18 protein-coding genes are annotated in these 17,339 nt (G+C 61.4%); 8 read left to right on the top strand and 10 right to left on the bottom strand.

Annotated features, from left to right (window positions below; all coding sequences use genetic code 11):
* Nucleotides 1–37: 37 nt before the first annotated feature.
* Both AC07NR_RS19825 and AC07NR_RS19820 read right to left on the bottom strand, forming a co-directional pair.
* Complete coding sequence (locus AC07NR_RS19825) at nucleotides 38–787, bottom strand: HvfC family RiPP maturation protein (RefSeq protein WP_495079231.1); 750 nt, start codon at nucleotides 785–787, stop codon at nucleotides 38–40.
* Nucleotides 780–1,619: an HvfB family MNIO-type RiPP peptide maturase gene (locus AC07NR_RS19820; RefSeq protein WP_495079230.1), complete on the bottom strand. Its 840-nt coding sequence runs from the start codon at nucleotides 1,617–1,619 to the stop codon at nucleotides 780–782. The genes AC07NR_RS19825 and AC07NR_RS19820 overlap by 8 nt, the downstream gene beginning before the upstream one ends.
* 1,323 nt (nucleotides 1,620–2,942) lie before the next feature.
* Between AC07NR_RS19820 and AC07NR_RS19815 the strand changes: the two genes are divergently transcribed.
* Together AC07NR_RS19815 and AC07NR_RS19810 are read left to right on the top strand one after the other, a co-directional pair.
* Nucleotides 2,943–3,989: a class I SAM-dependent methyltransferase gene (locus tag AC07NR_RS19815; RefSeq protein ID WP_169429810.1), complete on the top strand. Its 1,047-nt coding sequence runs from the start codon at nucleotides 2,943–2,945 to the stop codon at nucleotides 3,987–3,989.
* A gap of 80 nt (nucleotides 3,990–4,069) precedes the next feature.
* Entirely contained in the window at nucleotides 4,070–4,918 is an 849-nt protein-coding gene (locus AC07NR_RS19810) for an NAD-dependent protein deacetylase (RefSeq protein ID WP_495079229.1), read from the top strand.
* Here AC07NR_RS19810 and AC07NR_RS19805 read toward each other — a convergent pair.
* Nucleotides 4,902–5,780, bottom strand: coding sequence for a LysR family transcriptional regulator (locus AC07NR_RS19805; RefSeq protein WP_085708697.1), 879 nt, complete (start codon nucleotides 5,778–5,780; stop codon nucleotides 4,902–4,904). The two genes, AC07NR_RS19810 and AC07NR_RS19805, sit on opposite strands and share 17 nt — an antisense overlap.
* Nucleotides 5,781–6,001: 221 nt before the next feature.
* On the opposite strand from AC07NR_RS19805, the gene AC07NR_RS19800 reads away from it, so the two are divergent.
* From AC07NR_RS19800 to AC07NR_RS19790, 3 genes are read left to right on the top strand one after another with little or no spacing between them, the layout of a single operon-like run.
* On the top strand, nucleotides 6,002–6,700 hold the full coding sequence (locus tag AC07NR_RS19800; RefSeq protein ID WP_085708698.1) for a CoA transferase subunit A: 699 nt from the start codon (nucleotides 6,002–6,004) through the stop codon (nucleotides 6,698–6,700).
* A gap of 24 nt (nucleotides 6,701–6,724) precedes the next feature.
* On the top strand, nucleotides 6,725–7,390 hold the full coding sequence (locus AC07NR_RS19795; RefSeq protein ID WP_085613539.1) for a CoA transferase subunit B: 666 nt from the start codon (nucleotides 6,725–6,727) through the stop codon (nucleotides 7,388–7,390).
* An 11-nt stretch (nucleotides 7,391–7,401) separates the two neighbouring features.
* Nucleotides 7,402–8,583 carry an acetyl-CoA C-acetyltransferase gene (locus tag AC07NR_RS19790; RefSeq protein ID WP_085733159.1) on the top strand — a complete coding sequence of 394 codons (1,182 nt, stop codon included), beginning with the start codon at nucleotides 7,402–7,404 and terminating at the stop codon, nucleotides 8,581–8,583.
* A 107-nt stretch (nucleotides 8,584–8,690) separates the two neighbouring features.
* Here AC07NR_RS19790 and AC07NR_RS19785 read toward each other — a convergent pair whose 3' ends face one another.
* Nucleotides 8,691–9,293 carry an NADPH-dependent F420 reductase gene (locus AC07NR_RS19785; protein WP_495079228.1) on the bottom strand — a complete coding sequence of 201 codons (603 nt, stop codon included), beginning with the start codon at nucleotides 9,291–9,293 and terminating at the stop codon, nucleotides 8,691–8,693.
* A gap of 114 nt (nucleotides 9,294–9,407) precedes the next feature.
* On the opposite strand from AC07NR_RS19785, the gene AC07NR_RS19780 reads away from it, so the two are divergent.
* Entirely contained in the window at nucleotides 9,408–10,301 is an 894-nt protein-coding gene (locus tag AC07NR_RS19780; RefSeq protein WP_495079391.1) for a LysR family transcriptional regulator, read from the top strand.
* Here AC07NR_RS19780 and AC07NR_RS19775 read toward each other — a convergent pair.
* Nucleotides 10,298–11,617 (bottom strand): Nramp family divalent metal transporter, encoded by a 1,320-nt coding sequence (locus AC07NR_RS19775; protein ID WP_192560396.1) that lies wholly within the window; start codon nucleotides 11,615–11,617, stop codon nucleotides 10,298–10,300. The genes AC07NR_RS19780 and AC07NR_RS19775 overlap by 4 nt on opposite strands.
* A gap of 76 nt (nucleotides 11,618–11,693) precedes the next feature.
* On the bottom strand, nucleotides 11,694–12,233 hold the full coding sequence (locus AC07NR_RS19770; protein WP_495079227.1) for a chalcone isomerase family protein: 540 nt from the start codon (nucleotides 12,231–12,233) through the stop codon (nucleotides 11,694–11,696).
* A 147-nt stretch (nucleotides 12,234–12,380) separates the two neighbouring features.
* Here AC07NR_RS19770 and AC07NR_RS19765 point away from each other — a divergent pair, with 147 nt between their 5' ends.
* Together AC07NR_RS19765 and AC07NR_RS19760 are read left to right on the top strand one after the other, a co-directional pair.
* Nucleotides 12,381–13,154 carry a hypothetical protein gene (locus tag AC07NR_RS19765; RefSeq protein WP_495079226.1) on the top strand — a complete coding sequence of 258 codons (774 nt, stop codon included), beginning with the start codon at nucleotides 12,381–12,383 and terminating at the stop codon, nucleotides 13,152–13,154.
* An 86-nt stretch (nucleotides 13,155–13,240) separates the two neighbouring features.
* On the top strand, nucleotides 13,241–13,807 hold the full coding sequence (locus tag AC07NR_RS19760; protein WP_085708705.1) for a DcrB/PsbP domain-containing protein: 567 nt from the start codon (nucleotides 13,241–13,243) through the stop codon (nucleotides 13,805–13,807).
* A 3-nt stretch (nucleotides 13,808–13,810) separates the two neighbouring features.
* Here AC07NR_RS19760 and AC07NR_RS19755 read toward each other — a convergent pair whose 3' ends face one another.
* From AC07NR_RS19755 to AC07NR_RS19740, 4 genes are all read right to left on the bottom strand, one after another.
* Entirely contained in the window at nucleotides 13,811–14,527 is a 717-nt protein-coding gene (locus tag AC07NR_RS19755; protein WP_495079225.1) for an alpha/beta hydrolase, read from the bottom strand.
* A gap of 67 nt (nucleotides 14,528–14,594) precedes the next feature.
* Nucleotides 14,595–15,707, bottom strand: coding sequence for a succinylglutamate desuccinylase/aspartoacylase family protein (locus tag AC07NR_RS19750; protein WP_305837893.1), 1,113 nt, complete (start codon nucleotides 15,705–15,707; stop codon nucleotides 14,595–14,597).
* Between the two features lie 126 nt (nucleotides 15,708–15,833).
* Nucleotides 15,834–16,613, bottom strand: coding sequence for an ABC transporter substrate-binding protein (locus tag AC07NR_RS19745; protein WP_495079224.1), 780 nt, complete (start codon nucleotides 16,611–16,613; stop codon nucleotides 15,834–15,836).
* Nucleotides 16,614–16,868: 255 nt separating this feature from the next.
* Nucleotides 16,869–17,303, bottom strand: coding sequence for a rhodanese-like domain-containing protein (locus AC07NR_RS19740; protein ID WP_248738903.1), 435 nt, complete (start codon nucleotides 17,301–17,303; stop codon nucleotides 16,869–16,871).
* Nucleotides 17,304–17,339 lie beyond the last annotated feature (36 nt).

Here is a 17,339-nt window from a genome sequence, read left to right as displayed (position 1 = left end):
CCATCGTATTCCCCGGGTCTTTTTTTTGTTGGTGGAATCAATTGATTCCGATCACACCGTCCTCATGCATCTGCTGCAACAACGCCAGTCCGCTGTCCATGAATGACGCAGTTCCCGGCAAACCCGCCTCCATCGCCAGTCCCTCCAGTTGCTCACGACCGCTCAGCAACGGGAACTCCCCAACCCGCTGCAACAACCGCCACGCCAACGGACTCAGCTCGGAAAACTTCACACTGAAATCCGCCGCGCGCCGCACCAGCAACAACGTTGGCTGGGCCGGTGGCGTGGACGGCTGATATTCAGGGCTGAGGATCTGCACCGGCCACGCGTACGCCAATGGCCAGGCCAGCGCCGAAACCTGCAATGGCCGCTCCAGCAACAACGCGGGATCACTGGCCGGCAGCGGTTCGGCGTCGGACTGCTGCAACACCATTTCCACCCACTCGTAATGCGCCAGTTCCACCAGAAACGCCGGCCACTCTCCCGTGCTCAACACGGCGGGTTCCGAGGCGAGGTAACCGACGAACTCCTCGGCGATCTCACCGAATTTCGGCGTCTGTGCCCGGTAGTCCCGCAGGAAGCCGCGAATCAATGTGCGCCAGCGATCCTGACCGATGATCCGGATCAGCACCGGAAAGGTCCCGCCCAACAGTTGCGAGACATTGTTGAACACCAGATCACGATAGACGTTGACCCGCGCCGCATTCATGTCGACCGGGGGCGTCTGGTTCTCGGGGTCGCGCAGGTAGCGCGTCAGGGCACATTGTTGCTGCTCAAGGTTATCCACGCTGGCCTCCTTGATGCTGCAAGCGGCGAATGGTCTGCAACTCGGCCACCAGTTCAGAGAAGGCCGGGAAGTTGAAGTCGCGTTCGAGCAGCGTCGGCTGCGCACCAAAGCGTGCATAGGCGTCTGCCAGCAGCGCCCAGACCACCGGTTTCACAGAGGCGCCGTGGGTGTCGATTTTCAGCGTGTCGGACTCGTCGAAATGCCCGGCGACGTGCATTCCGACCACCCGGCCCGGTTCGATCCCGGCCAGAAACGTCTGCGGGTCGAAGCCGTGGTTGATCGAGTTGACGTACACGTTGTTAACGTCCAGTAGCAGGTCGCAATCGGCCTCGCGCAGCACGGCATTGGTGAAGGTCACCTCGTCCATGTCCTGCCGGGGAGCGGCGTAATAGGAAACGTTTTCCACTGCCAGGCGCCGGCCGAGGATGTCCTGGGCCTGACGGATCCGCGCGGCAACGTGGTGCACCGCCTCTTCGGTGAATGGCAGCGGCAGCAGGTCATAGAGGTGACCGTCGTCGCTGCAATAGCTCAAGTGTTCGCTGTACAGCGGCACGTTGTAACGATCGAGAAACACCCGGACTTCCCGAAGGAAGTCGATGTCCAGCGGCGCCGACCCGCCGAGCGACAACGAAAGGCCGTGACAGGACAACGGATAACGCTCGGCCAGTTCACGCAGCGCGGCACCGTGGGCACCGCCGACGCCGATCCAGTTTTCCGGGGCGACTTCGAGAAAGTCGAAATCGCCGGTGCGGGCGGCTTGAAGATCCTTCATCAGGCCGCGACGCAGGCCGAGCCCGACGCTGGCCTGCAAGGTGGGGTGGGGAATCTGCATGGGCAAGACCTCTGCAAAGGAGCCGCCGACAGTGGCGGCCAAGAGGCTCAGTTAAACCGGAGGGTGTATCGCTGCTGTGTGGGCGATGCGCGGGAAATGGCGGTTTTTGTATCGGCGACGAGCCTGTACACAATGGGATACAGAGCCGCTGCCCTCTTCCTTAACGGCATGCCTACTACCGAACAGGCGACGTTCGAAGCTCGCCCCGGTTCCTGACAGGCCGAAGAGTTCAGAGTTTCCGGATGACACCTACAGATGCCGACGAAATTGCCTACCTTCGCAAGAGAATCAGCTGATTGAATTACTATTTTTGACAGATTAGAGAAACCAAAAAAAAGCCCGCATCAGCCAAAACTGACACGGGCTTTTCCCACATCAACGACCGTTACTTCAGGTCGTCAAAGTGGTCTCGCAGGAACTCGTAAAAGCGAAACGCTTTCAACAATCTCCATACGAGGCTCAACGTACGCACCAAAAGCTTCATACGTTTTGGCCTCCAGGGTTGGGGGCCAAACCTCCAGCGCACTTACCGGATCACGCGTGCCTTCGGAAGAACACGCCAGTACTTCCGGTGAGGCGGCCGGTTGAAATCCCTCCGAACCATCATTCCGGCACGGATGCAAAACCGTGTCAGAGGGCGTGAAACCGTTAGGCCACCAGCCGAACCCTACCGCTGCACCAGGGTGTGAGCGCGAGCATGTTAACCTGTAATCGCCGGTCATAAGTTTCGGCCCAGTGATTCTCGAATGAAATAAGCGCATCTTTTGTAAAGCGTTATTTCTGTCAGCATTGCTCTCCGACATCAGGTACTGAAATCACTGCCGAGTGATCTCTAATACACCTACTCATGGCGGGTAAAAATTACATTGCAAGGATAGGAAAAGCTCAATAACATGCCCCCACGCCAGTGCTTCCGGTGAGACGCACTAAGCCTCAGCCGCAATCTGAGGCTTGCTAAAAAACCGCCCGCAAGGCGGTTTTTTTTCGCCCGTCGTTTGCTCCTGACGGGCATGGGCCGGTGCTCTGACTTGGCTCAAAAAGCGAAATCGCCCTGAGTCGCATCGTCTCGCACAGGACAGGAACCGTCGGCGGAAAATTCGGGAGCCCACGCTAACGTGGGAGAACGCACCACCGCGATACAAGGCTCGAAAATCACGCAGCCCACTCCCGCCAGCACCAACACCGACTAGACTCAATCATTACCCAGTCGAGGGGGACGCAGGACGCCGCCAGCGCCCTGCCCGTTTCCACGACCACCGCCCGGTGGTGAATGCCTCGACCCCCATCACCACCGGACTGTGATCCTTGACAGGAGCACATGACATGGACGAGGCCAGACTCAACGAGTTCATGGGCAAACTGGTCAACGACATGGGCGGCGCGGCGATGCTGGCCAATGTCATCGTCGGCGAAGAACTTGGCTTGTATAAGGCCATGGCCGACAGCCAGCCGATCTCCCCGGAAACCCTCGCCGAAAAAACCGCCTGCAACACCCGACTGGTCCGCGAATGGCTCAGCGCCCACGCGGCCTCCGGCTACATGGAACACCTGGACGGCAAATTCCGCCTGCCGGAAGAACAGGCCATGGCCCTGGCCAAGGAAGATTCGCCGGTCTATGTGGCCGGCGGCCTCGGCGTGGTGGCGTCGTTTTTCCACGACAAGGACAAACTGGTCAAAGCCATGCGCGGCAATGGTGCCTTGCCCTGGGGCGATCACCATCCGTGCATGTTCACCGGCACCGAACGGTTCTTCCGCCCCGGTTACAAAGGGCATTTGATCGCCGAATGGCTGCCGGCGCTGGAGGGCGTGGTGGCCAAACTCGAAGACGGCGCCAAGGTCGCCGATGTCGGCTGTGGTCATGGCGCCTCCACGGTGATCATGGCCCAGGCCTATCCCAACTCGCGTTTCGTCGGTTTCGACTATCACGCGCCATCGGTAAGTGTCGCTACCCAGCGAGCAGAAGAAGGCGGAGTGAGCAGCCGGGCGCGGTTTTTCCAGGGCACGGCGAAAAGCTTTCCCGGCGATGACTACGACCTGATCTGCTACTTCGACTGCCTGCACGACATGGGCGATCCGGTCGGCGCGGCGCGGCATGCCTACGACTGCCTGAAGGACGACGGCACGGTGCTGTTGGTCGAACCCTTTGCCAACGACACGCTGGACGACAACATCAACCCGGTCGGGCGACTGTTCTATGCCGCGTCGACGTTCATCTGCACGCCGAACTCGCTGTCCCAGGAAGTGGGTCTGGGGCTCGGTGCGCAAGCCGGCGAGATGCGTTTGCGCAAAGTGTTCAGTGAAGCCGGATTCAAGCAGTTCCGGCGGGCGACGCAGACGCCGTTCAACCTGATTCTGGAGGCACGCAAGTAGACGTTGTTACCGGGCGCCTCCATAAGAGGCGCCCGGCAGTGCTAACCTGCAAGGCACTCACAGCCTGCGGAGCGCTGACCATGCTCGACCGCCCCCTCCACGAACATCTCGATTACCTGCAACAGGCCATGGCCGACGGCGATTTCGTGGTGCTGACCGGCGCCGGCATCAGCACGCCGTCCGGCATCCCGGATTACCGCGACACCAACGGCGTGCGCCGGGGCCGGCAGCCGATGATGTATCAGGAATTTCTGTCGGCGCCCGAGTCACGCCGTCGCTACTGGGCCCGGGCGATGCTCGGCTGGCCCCGTGTGCGCCAGGCGCAGCCGAATGCCGCGCACGAGGCGCTGGCCAGCCTGCAAAGTCATGGGCGGATCGGTGGATTGATCACCCAGAATGTCGACACCCTGCACGATCAGGCCGGCAGCCACGATGTCATCGAACTGCACGGCAGCCTGCATCGGGTGCTGTGTCTGGATTGCGGTTTGCGCAGCGAGCGGGATTCGATTCAGCAACTGATGGAGACGCAGAATCCGTATCTGGCAGGTGTCGATGCGGTGCAGGCGCCGGACGGCGATACCCTGCTCGACCCGGCTTTCGAGGCGCGTTTTCAGGTGCCGCATTGTCCTCATTGCGAAGGCGAACGGATGAAGCCGGATGTGGTGTTTTTTGGCGAGAACGTGGCGCAACCGACGGCGGCGCGAGCCATGGCGGCAGCGGAGAATGCTGCCGGGATGCTGGTGGTCGGGTCGTCGTTGATGGCGTATTCGGCGTTTCGCCTGTGCCGGGTGATTGCGGATCGGGGCAAGCCGTTGATTGCGATCAATCTGGGGAAGACACGGGCGGATGAGTTGCTGGATTTGAAGATCGAGGCGTCTTGCGAACAGCTGTTGCCGCTACTGACACAACGCCTCAATGCTCAGCCTTGAGGATGTCGAACAACGCCTGCGCCGCCGCCGACAATTCATTCCCGGAATCAGTCAACACGCCAATCGCCCGCTCCACCACCGGCTCATGCAACGTCAGACACCGCGCCCCCAGTTCGCGCATCTGCTCGGCACACAACGCCGGCACCGCGCTGACGCCCAGTCCACTGGCAACCATCCGCCCGACCGTCGCCAGTTGATGGCTTTCGAATTCCACCGGCAGCTTCATGCCCCGGGCCTGCAGGTGTTCCTCGAGCATCACCCGTACCGTCGAGGGGCGTTGCAGGGTGATGAACGGTTCCTGCAGCAAGGTCTGCCAGTCGATATCGGTGCGCCGGGCCAGCGGCGAATCCTGTGGCACTACCGCGACGAAGCGATCCTTATAAAGAGGTGTGAAGGTCAGCGAAGTGTTCTGCAACGGCTCGAACGCCACGCCGAGTTCGACTTGACGATCGCGGACCATTTCCAGCACCTGCTCGTTGATCACGTCGTTGACCGTTACGTTGACGTTCGGATAACGCGCGCGGAAGGTCTTGAGGATCGGCGGCAGCAGGTTGCCGGCAAACGACGGCATCGCCGCCAGCGTCACTCGCCCCCGTTGCAGGCTGAAGCGCTGGCGCATTTCGTCCTCGGCGTTGTCCCAGTCGGCGATCAGACGCCGGGCCAGCGGCAGCAGCGATTCCCCTTCCGGGGTCAGCGCCACGTTGCGCGTGTTACGGCTGAACAGGCGCCCGCCCAGTCCCTCCTCCAACGCCTTGATGGTCAGGCTCAGCGCAGACTGCGACAGGTGCAGGCGCTCGCAGGCCACGGCGAAACTCAGGCTCTGGGCCACCGCGAGAAAGGCGCGAATCTGCTTGATGGTCATGATCGTGTCGCTCCAACGGCTAAGCTGAACATCCACCCGCCGACGACGGCGAGCATTTCTTGATCCTGCCCACGCTCCCGCGTGGGAACAGAGAACCAAACCAACTATTGAGCTTTATCAATCAATCAACCTTAAAAATCAACTTAACAAATATATCCACCAGCGAGACACTCCAGTCACTCGGCTAGCCAGCCGCCCGACAAACAATAAAAGAGGTGCATATGGCAGGTTTCGACAAGCGCGTGTATTCCTACGAGGAAGCCATGGCGGGCCTTGAAAACGGCATGACCGTAATCGCCGGCGGCTTCGGCCTGTGCGGCATTCCGGAAAACCTGATCGCCGAGATCAAGCGTAAAGGCACCCGCGACCTCACCGTCGTCTCCAACAACTGCGGCGTGGATGGCTTCGGCCTCGGCGTGCTGCTGACCGACCGCCAGATCCGCAAGGTGGTCGCCTCCTACGTCGGCGAAAACAAACTGTTCGAAGAGCAACTGCTCAAAGGCGACATCGAAGTCGTGCTGACCCCGCAAGGCACCCTCGCCGAAAAAATGCGCGCAGGCGGTGCCGGCATCCCTGCGTTCTTCACTGCCACCGGCGTCGGCACCCCGGTCGCCGAAGGCAAGGAAGTGCGTGAATTCCACGGTCGCAAGTACCTGATGGAAGAGTCCATCACCGGTGACTTCGCCATCGTCAAAGGCTGGAAAGCCGACCACTTCGGCAATGTCATCTATCGCCACACAGCCCAGAACTTCAACCCGCTGGCCGCCACCGCCGGCAAGATCACCGTGGTCGAAGTCGAAGAAATCGTCGAACCCGGCGAACTGGATCCGTCGCAGATCCACACCCCCGGCATCTACGTCGACCGGGTCATTTGCGGCACGTTCGAAAAACGCATCGAACAACGCACCATCCGCAAATAATCCAGGCTGACGGAGAACAAGAACATGGCACTTTCCCGCGAACAAATGGCTCAACGCGTCGCCCGCGAAATGCAGGACGGCTACTACGTGAACCTCGGCATCGGCATCCCGACCCTGGTCGCCAACTACATCCCTGAAGGCATGGAAGTCATGCTGCAATCGGAAAACGGCCTGCTCGGCATGGGCCCTTTCCCGACTGAGGACACCATCGACGCCGACATGATCAACGCCGGCAAACAGACCGTGACGGCGCGCATCGGCGCTTCGATTTTCAACTCCGCCGAGTCCTTCGCGATGATCCGTGGCGGTCATGTCGACCTGACCGTGCTCGGCGCCTTCGAAGTGGACGTGCAAGGCAACATCGCCTCGTGGATGATCCCCGGCAAACTGGTCAAGGGCATGGGTGGCGCGATGGACCTGGTGGCCGGCGCCGACAACATCATCGTCATCATGACCCACGCGTCCAAGGACGGTGAGTCCAAACTGCTGAGCCAGTGCAGCCTGCCGCTGACCGGCGCCGGTTGCATCAAGCGTGTGCTGACTGACCTTGCCTACCTGGAAATCGAAAATGGCGCTTTTGTCCTCAAGGAACGCGCACCTGGCGTCAGCGTCGAGGAAATCGTCGCCAAAACCGCTGGTAAACTGATCGTCCCGGATCACGTACCGGAAATGCAGTTCGCTGCCGAGTGAGGAATTCGAAAATGCAAGACGTCGTCATTGTTGCCGCCACGCGTACCGCGATCGGCAGTTTCCAGGGTTCGCTGGCCACCGTTTCCGCCGTGGATCTGGGCGCAGCGGTCATCCGCCAGTTGCTTGAGCAGACCGGTCTGGACGGTGCTCAGGTCGATGAAGTGATCATGGGCCAGGTGCTGACCGCCGGCGCCGGCCAGAACCCGGCGCGCCAGTCGGCGATCAAGGCCGGCCTGCCCCACGCCGTACCGGCCATGACCCTGAACAAGGTCTGCGGCTCGGGCCTCAAGGCCCTGCACCTCGGCGCCCAGGCGATCCGTTGCGGCGACGCAGACGTGATCATCGCCGGCGGCCAGGAAAACATGAGCCTGGCCAACTATGTGATGCCCGGCGCGCGCACCGGTCTGCGCATGGGTCACGCGCAAATCGTCGACACCATGATCAGCGATGGCCTGTGGGACGCGTTCAACGATTACCACATGGGTATCACCGCCGAGAATCTGGTCGAGAAGTACGAGATCAGCCGCGAGCAACAGGACGCCTTCGCCGCTGCTTCTCAGCAGAAAGCCGCTGCCGCCATCGAGGCCGGCCGTTTTGTCGATGAAATCACCCCGATCCTGATCCCGCAGCGCAAAGGCGATCCGGTGGCGTTCAAGGTCGACGAGCAGCCACGGGGCGACACCACTGCCGAATCCCTGGCCAAACTGCGTCCAGCGTTCAAGAAGGACGGCAGCGTCACCGCCGGCAACGCTTCGTCGCTGAACGACGGCGCCGCCGCGGTCATTCTGATGAGCGCCGAAAAAGCCAAGGCCCTGGGCCTGCCGGTACTGGCGAAAATCGCCGCCTACGCCAACGCGGGCGTCGACCCGGCGATCATGGGCATCGGCCCGGTGTCCGCCACTCGCCGCTGCCTGGACAAGGCCGGCTGGAACATCGGCCAGCTCGACCTGATCGAAGCCAACGAAGCCTTCGCCGCGCAATCCCTGGCAGTGGCCAAGGATCTGCAATGGGATCTGGACAAGGTCAACGTCAACGGCGGTGCCATCGCCCTCGGTCACCCGATCGGTGCATCGGGCTGCCGTGTGCTGGTGACCCTATTGCACGAAATGATCAAGCGTGATGCGAAAAAGGGTCTGGCGACCCTGTGCATCGGCGGCGGTCAAGGCGTGGCGCTGGCGCTGGAACGCGCTTAAACGCAAAAGAGGTTCAACGGCGGGCGGCGGATCCACGACATCCACTGCCCGTTGGCAACAAAACCCGGTACGACTCACGTCGCACCGGGTATTTTTTTGCCTGAGCGTCAGGCGAACTTCACCAGATTCAGCACCGGCAACGGCCCGCCCGGGAACTGCACCAGGCGCGCACCCACGCTCAACTCGCCCAGGTCGATCCCGAAGAAGCCGAGCTGATCGATCAGCGCACCCACTTCAGCCTTGGCCTGCGTGTCATCCCCGGACAGAAACAACACGCGCTTGCCGCCCTCCGACGCCGGATCCGCTTCCAGCAAACGCGCCAGCAAGTGGTTGAACGCCTTGACCACCCGCGCACCCGGCACCCATTCAGCGAACACTTCGCTGGACGGCCGCCCCTGCAGATCCACCGGTTTGAACGACGGCGCTTCAATCGAGTTGTTGGCGTCGATGACGATCCGACCGCCGAAGTCCGGCAGCCCGGCCAGCGCCGTCGGCAGTTTCGACCAGTTCACCGCGACCAGTACGATGTCCTGGGCAGCGGCTTCTTCACGGGTAACGGCGCGGGCGGTCGGGCCGAGTTCTGCGACCAGATCAGCCAAGGTCTCCGGCCCGCGACTATTGGCGATGACCAACGGGATGCCCTGACGCGACAAGGCTTTGGCAAACGCTGAACCGATGGCGCCAGCGCCGATGATTCCGATAGTGCTCATGGTGTTCTCCAGATGGTTTGGTAAGACTCGAAACGAATCTTGCGCTTGCCATTCCCACTTGATTAGTCGGTAATGCCTTGAATGATCTTCAAGCATCGCTATCAGGCCGAAACCATGGAAACTCTTGCCAACCTTGAATCCTTCGTCCGCAGCGCCGAGACCGGCAGCTTCTCCGCCGCCGCACGGTTGCTGGCGCTGACACCGGCAGCGGTCAGCCGCAACGTGGCGATTCTTGAACGCAACCTTGGCGTGCGGCTGTTTCAGCGCTCGACCCGCAAGCTGTCGCTGACCGAGGCCGGTGAAGGTTTTCTGGCGAGCATCGGCGGCAACCTCGACGCCTTGCAGGCAGCGATTGCAACGGTGGCAACCGAGCGCGGCGAGCCGGCGGGTGTGCTCAAGATCAGCCTGCCGCCGACGTTCGGCATCGATCACATGCTGCCGCTGCTGCCGGAGTTTCTGGCGCGCTATCCGTTGATCCGCCCGGAATGGCACTTCGAAAATCGTCAGGTGGATCTGATCGCCGAGGGCTACGACGTGGCGATTGGCGGCGGATTCGAGCTGACGCCCGGTGTGGTTTCCCGGCGACTGGCCTCCGCTGAAATATTGGCAGTGGCCTCACCGGCCTATCTGGCCGGACGCACCCTGCCCCGGCATCCGACAGACCTCGCCGACCATCAGGGCATTGTCATGCGTGGCCTGCGCACAGGGCGTATTCGCCAATGGCAGATGCATAACGATTCTGGCGAACAGGCCAGCGCCCTGCTCAATCCGAATATTGTGCTGAACGATCCGATGGCCATGCGCAAGGCTGCGCTGCTGGGGCTCGGCGTGACGATGCTGGTGTTGCCCGATGTCAGCGTGCAAATCGAGCGCGGCGAACTGGTGCGGCTGCTGCCCGACTGGCAGTGCGATGCCGGGGCGATATCGCTGTACTACCCGAGTCGCACCTTGATGCCGGCCAAGACCCGGGTGTTCATTGACTTTGTGGTGGATGCCTTCGGCCGTTAGGCAGCCAGCTGCAGAATCAGCCAGGCATTCGCCCCACTGATCACCACAAACAACCCCCACGCCAGAACCCGGGTCGGCAACCGGTTCACAAACGGCCCCATCAGCTGTTTGTCGTTGGTCATGCGAATCAGCGGATACAGGGCAAACGGCAATTGCAGGCTCAACACCACCTGACTCAGCACCAGCAACTTGCCCACCGCGCCGTCGCCCATCAGCCACACCCCGATGAACGCCGGGATCAGCGCCAGCCCACGGGTAATCAGGCGCCGTTGCCAGCAGGGAATCCGTAGGTTCAGATAGCCTTCCATGATCACCTGCCCGGCGATGGTGCCGGTGAACGTCGAACTCTGCCCCGACGCCAGCAGCGCCACGCCGAACAGCACACTGGCCAGCGCGCCGCCCACCAGCGGATCGAGCAAGTGGTAAGCGTCCTGGATGTCCACCACATCGGAATGCCCGGTTTGATGGAACGCTGCCGCCGCGAGAATCAGGATCGCCGCGTTGACCAGCAACGCCAGTGCCAGCGAGCCAATGGTGTCGATGCGCGCCAGGTTTACCGCGTCCTGCTTGCTCGCCAGATCCTGGCCGATCAACCGCGTTTGTACGATCGAGGTGTGCAGGTACAAATTGTGCGGCATCACCGTGGCGCCGAGGATGCCGATGGCCAGGTACAGCGGCGCCGCATCACTGATCGCCGACAGCGACGGTTTGAAGCCTTGGGCGACGTCCGGCCAGTACGGTTTGATCAGCAGCAGTTCAACGAAAAAGCACACGCCGATGGTGCCCACCAGTACCAGCATGATCGCTTCCAGCCTGCGGAAACCACGGTTCTGCAGGGCCAGCACCAGCAATGTATCGAACGCCGTGAGGGCGATGCCGAACGTCAGCGAGCAACCCAGCAGCAAGTGAAACGCCAGCGCACAGCCGAGCACTTCCGCAAGGTCGGTGGCGATGATCGAGATTTCCGCCAGCACCCATTGCAACCGCGCCGTCGGGGTGCTGTAGCGTTCGCGGGACAACTGCGCCAGGTCGCGCCCGGTGGCGATGCCCAATCGCGAGCACAGGCATTGCACGACCATGCCCGCCAGACTCGCCAGCAACACCACGAACAACAGGCTGTAGCCGAAGCGCGAACCGGCCTCGATGGCGGTGGCCCAGTTGCCCGGGTCCATGTAGCCGATCGACACCAGCAAACCCGGGCCGGCAAAACGCAGCACGCGTTTGAAGAACGAGGCATTCGGATCAACCGGGACGCTGCCAGCCACTTCCGGCGGGCAGAACGGCGCCGTGGCGATTTTGGGCAAACTGAATTTCACGCACACATCCAGAAACAAGTCGAAAGACGCAGCTTAGACGTTTCAGTCGACGTGCCCAAGCGCCGATGTGCTGCGCTCAGGGTTTGGCAGTGCCGAGCAATTGCTGACGCAATTCGGGATTGCGCGTGCGTGGATCCAGCCAGATGTTGAAAAATGCCCGGGCGAACAGCGGGTCATCAATCTCGTGCTGCAACTGTTGGCCGACAAAGAACCGCGCCCCCTGCCCCGGCAGATACACTCCGGTAATCCGCGTGCCGGCCTGCACATCGACAAACGATTGCTGCATCTGCGCTTGCCACACCGCCAATTGCGCCGGGCTGATGGACGAACCGGCCAGGCGTTTGATCTCATCGACACTGGCCTTCACCAGATCTTCGCGCGACACGTTGCGCCGGTAGATCAATTCCAGGGCGAAGGGCTGACCATCGGCCAGCGGACGCGCGGCACTCCACAGCCGAGCGTTATAAATATCGAAACCGAATACGCTGAAATCCCCGGTGCCGATGATCTGCGCGCCGGGCACCGCGTCCTGCCAACTGGCCCAGGTCGGCGTCAGCAGCAGCGCCCACAAGCCGATTCCGCAGCATCCACGCAACACCTTCGGTGTTCTTCTCATCGCGGCATCGACTCCGGTAAACCCTGATAGTCAGAGCATAGTCGGCGATCACGCCCGGCACTTTGTATACATTTATTGCATGCATTTACAGCAATCCATTAACGACAATGCTAACGTGGCCCTCATTGACCCGATGGAGAGACCTGCGTGCTGATCCTCAAACTGCTGCTGATTCCCGGTTTCCTGCTGCTGATTTCCCTGGCCGGCAAGCGTTGGGGGCCAAGCGTGGCCGGGTGGCTGTCGGGGTTGCCGGTGGTGGTTGGGCCGATTCTGTTTTTCCTCGCCATCGAGCAAGGCCCGGCGTTTGCGGCGCAATCGGCGGTCGCGGCGCTGTCGGCCATGTTTGCGATGATCGCGTTTTGCGTCACTTATGCGCAGGTGGCGCAGCGGGCGAACTGGCCGCTGGCATTGGTAGTTTCTTTATCGGTCTGGGCCGTGCTGGCGTTGATACTGTCGCTGATTCCGGCGTCGTTGCCCTTCTCCATCGCCGCCGCTGCGACCGCCCTCCTTGCCGCCCCGTACTTGTTCCCCAAGGTGCAACCGGTGGTCGGTGGCCCGGCGCCGAAGTCGGACAAACTGGTCTGGCGGATGATTGCCGGCGCGGCGTTGACGCTGCTGGTGACGATGCTGGCCAGCACCGTCGGCGAGCGCTGGAGCGGATTGCTCGCGGTGTTCCCGGTGCTGGGCAGCGTGATGGCGGTGTTTTCCCAGCAGACGCGGGGGCCAGCGTTTACCGCTGCATTGTTACGGGCAACGGCCACGGGGATGTATTCGTTTTCGGCGTTTTGTCTGGTGTTGGCGCTGACTGTTCCAAGTCTCGGTTTCGGCGGCTTCGTGGTGGCGGTGGCCGTTTCGGTGGCGATGCTGGGCGTCACCCGGCAATTGCTGGCCAAACCGGCGCCTGCGCCATCGACAAACTGAACCCGCCCGGACAAACCGCTCTGGAGTGGCGGGTGTGCTCCGTGGGATGATCGCCGCCCAAGCGCGACCATCCCTCGGAGATTCGAATGTCATTGCTTAGCAAGAAAGCCGTCGTCCTGTTGCTGGCGGCGGTGGCCGGTTTCGGCGCCCTCGATGCTCAGGCAGCCAAGGCCAAAGAGAAGGCTGTCACCGAGAAAGTCTCGATGCTCGACGGCAAGCTCAGTTTTGTCCTGCCCAAAGGCTTTGTCGGCGACCCGCTGCCGGCCGGCCCGACCGGTGCCAAGGGCACGATGTTCACCAACGACGCCACCAAAACGGTGGTCATCACCGCCGAAAACCAGATTCCCGAAGGCAACAACGTCAAGGACAACGACAGTGCGTTTCTCGACGGCACCGTGTCCGATTTCATCGACGCCCAGCGCAAGGCGCTGCCGGACTTCAACAAGCTCAGCGAAAAGAGCCTGACCCAGAAAGGCAACGGCCTCGGCCTGCGTCAGGTGGACAGCACCGCGACCCAGGGCGGCGGCCAGACCCTCAATACCACGCTGATCGCAGGCTCCGGCACGCACATGGCGCTGGTCCAGGTGATTTCCCGGGCCAGCGACAAGAGCGGTCACGATGCCCTGGTGAAAACCATCCTCAAGGAAAAGTGATGCTCAGGGATTGAGTCGCTGCAACCAGTCGTTCAAATCCTGAAGCTCGGCCGCACTGATGCTGTGGCCGACGCCGGGATAGGCATGAAATTGCGGTTTGTAATCCAGCTTCTCCACCAGATCTTTGGCGGCCGTGGCGCCACTGTAAGGCACGCGGTCATCCGCCGTGCCATGGCCGATGAAGATCTCCAGCGGCGGATGCTGTTGCGCTGACTTCAGCTCACCCTTGAGCACCGGCAACACCCGCCCGCTCAATGCGGCGATGCCACCGATCGCCGCCGGCTGTCGCAGACCCACCTCGTAAGTCATCATCGCGCCCTGACTGAAACCGATCAGGTACACCTTGTCCGGTTGCGCGTGATATTTCTGCGCCGCCGCAGCGATAAAGGCCCGCAGCTTCTGGCTGGCATCCTTCAGATCATCGGTCTCGCCGTTGTAGGCACCGTCACCCTTCTTGCGAAACCACTGGAAACGCCCTTCCCCCAACGCCATCGGCGCCTGCACCGACAGGTAGTTGTACTGCTTGGGCAGCTGAAATTTCATGCCGATCAGATCGGCTTCGTTACTGCCGTAGCCGTGCAGGAACACCACCAGCGGACGCTGTTCGGCGTCCGGGTGAACCTGGGCCAGGTAGTTCAGTGGCAGATCGGTTTGCAGCGAGGTTTGAGCATGGACGGCGCTGGACGCCAGCAGGGTCAACAGAGCAAACACCTTCAACATAAGCCTTCCTTCACACAGTGCAGGGTTCGGGGCAGAGCCTAACACTGTGATCCGGAAGTTGGGGTCATCAGTCGTTGATCAGCTTGCCCGCGCGAATCGGCTCGCGCCCCGCCACTTTCGCCTGCCAGGTGCCCGGCTGGGTGTAGCGTCCACGGTCGATGGCAAACAACACGCCGCTGGTGCCGGCGCGTACGGTGGTCACGCGATCCTTCAATGGATCGACCACTTCGAACAGCGCATCACCGCGCTCGACCCATTCACCGGCATTGCGCAGGAAGCTCACCACGCCGTGGTGTGGGGCGAACAGGTATTCGGTGCCTTCGAACGGCATGCCTTCACAGCATTCGTCCGGCGCTTTCGGCCATTCGCCGCTGATGAATCCCTGCTCGGCGAGGAACCCCAGAATCGCTTCGCAATTGGCCTGGGCCTGATCGACCCGGGTGTCGCCCATGCTGCCCAGTTCCAGGGTGGTGGCGAGGTTGGCCGGTGGAATCGCCGCGCCCGGGAACATCCGAGCCAGACGCAACCACGGCGTGGAGCACGACTCGTCGAACGAACTGCCGCCGGAGTCTTCACACAACAGCGCCACACCAGCCTTCAGGCGCGCGGCCAGGGATTGCCACTGCGGCCAGTGTTGCGGCAGCGCGTAGATGTGAATCGCGGCGTCGAAATCGCAATGCAGGTCCAGCGTGACGTCGGCCTCACAGGCGTGGCGCAGCAGCAGGCGATGCAGCGCTTCCAGTTGCGAGGCCGGGGCCGGCAGTTCGTCGAGCACTTCGCCCATGGTCTGGCGGATCAGGCGGATGTTGGCCTCGGTGTCGTTACCCAACTGATTGCCGATGCGCGCGGCCACCGGGGCGCTGAGTTCGACGAAGGAGCGGTTGAAGTTCTTGCCGCTCGCCAGTTCGAAGCGGCCCATGTGGCTGCCTTGCAGGTGTTGATCGAGACCGATCGGGTTGGCCACCGGCACCAGTTCGATCACGCCTTGCAACTGACCGTTGCTTTCCAGCTCGGCCAGGCGTTTTTTCAGTTCCCACGCGGTGCGCATCCCCGGCAGCTCATCGGCGTGCAGGCTGGCCTGGATGTAGACCTTGCGCGGGCCGGCGCCGTAACGGAAGACGCTGAGGGAGCGTTCGCTGCCCAGGTGGCTCCAGGGCAGAACATGATCGATGCGTTGCATGGGGAACTCCGGAAATTCTGTAGTCGCTGCCAGACAGCGGCTGCATTGAAAATGTGCTGACAGGATAAATCACAGGCGAAAAAAAAGTGGCCACCGAATGAACGGGGCCACTTTTTCTACGGCGTATTAATGGCCGTAAACGTCAAAGTCGAAGTACTTGTCCTGCACTTGCTTGTACTTGCCGTTGGCGCGGATTTCGTTGATGGCGGTGTTGAATTTCTCTGCCAGCTCGGTATCGCCTTTACGCACGGCAATACCGGCGCCACCGCCGAAGTATTTGGCGTCTTCGTAGGTCGGGCCGACGAATTCGAAGCCTTTGCCGGCGTCGGTTTTCAGGAAGCCGTCGCTCAGGTTGACCGAGTCGGCCAGCATCGCGTCGATACGACCGGAGACCATGTCCAGGTTGGCTTCCTGCTGCGAGCCGTAACGCACCAGCTCGATGCCGGCCGGTACCAGCACTTCGGTGGCGTAGCGGTCGTGGGTACTGGCGCGTAGCACGCCGACTTTCTTGCCTTTGAGTTCGATCAGCGGGTCTTTCACGCCGGAGCCTGCCTTCATCACGAAGCGCGCCGGGGTGTGGTAGTACTTGATGGTGAAATCGACGTTTTTCTTGCGGTCGTCAGTGATGGTCATCGAGGACAGGATCGCGTCGATCTTCTTCACTTTCAGCGCCGGGATCAGGCCGTCGAATTCCTGCTCGACCCAAGTGCATTTGACTTTCATCTGCTCACACAGCGCATCACCGATGTCCACGTCGAAACCGGCCAGTTTGCCGTCAGGGGTTTTCATCGAGAATGGCGGGTAACCGGCTTCGATACCGATACGGATCGGCTTGGCGTCTTCGGCCACGGCGGTCAGGGACAACATCGACAGTGCCAGGGCACCGAACATAACCAGCTTTTTCATTTATTACTCCCGTGTGCGGAGGCTTTTATTGGCAGCTTTCGATTGTCAGGTTCGGCCTTGGGCTATGGAGCGCAAAGAAACCGAAGTGGCCGGCAGTCTATGGCGGCGCGCACGGGGCAAATTGTGTTTAAGCGACAAATACTTACAGAAAATCGGCGAGTGCCATCACGTAGGAAAAGTGTGCGCCAGAGCGGTGCAAGGGTTGTAGGACAAAGCCATTAAAAGTTGCCGCCGAGGGCGGCAACCCTCTGGTTATCAGCAGTCGCAAGCGATTGGCGCGGTGGCGACCCGTTGTGTCTCGACACTCAACTGAAAGCCTTCATCCAGCCAGCCGGTCACCCCGCCGATCATCTCCTTGACCGGATAACCCAGCGCTGCCAGCTTCACGGCGGCCTTGTTGGCGCCGTTGCAGTGGGGACCCGCGCAATACACCACGAAAAGTGTGTTTTTCGAGTAGTCCACCAGCCCTTCCGCCGTCAGCAAACGCCCGGGAATGTTAATTGCCCCCGGCACATGGCCGCGCTCGAAGGCCAGCGGCCCGCGCACGTCCACCAGCACGAAATCCATCTCGCCGGCCTCCTGGCTGTTGAAGACATCAGAACAATCGGTTTCAAAGGTCAGACGGTTGCTGAAGTGCATCAGGGCAATCGCCGACGGGGCGGCAGGAATTTCGCGAACCAGGCTTGGCATGTTGAATCACTCCTTTATCTGTGTGGGATGAACAGA

This window comes from Pseudomonas sp. GW821-FHT09C09 (genome assembly GCF_059418105.1).
This window is presented reverse-complemented; position numbering and strand designations above follow the sequence as displayed.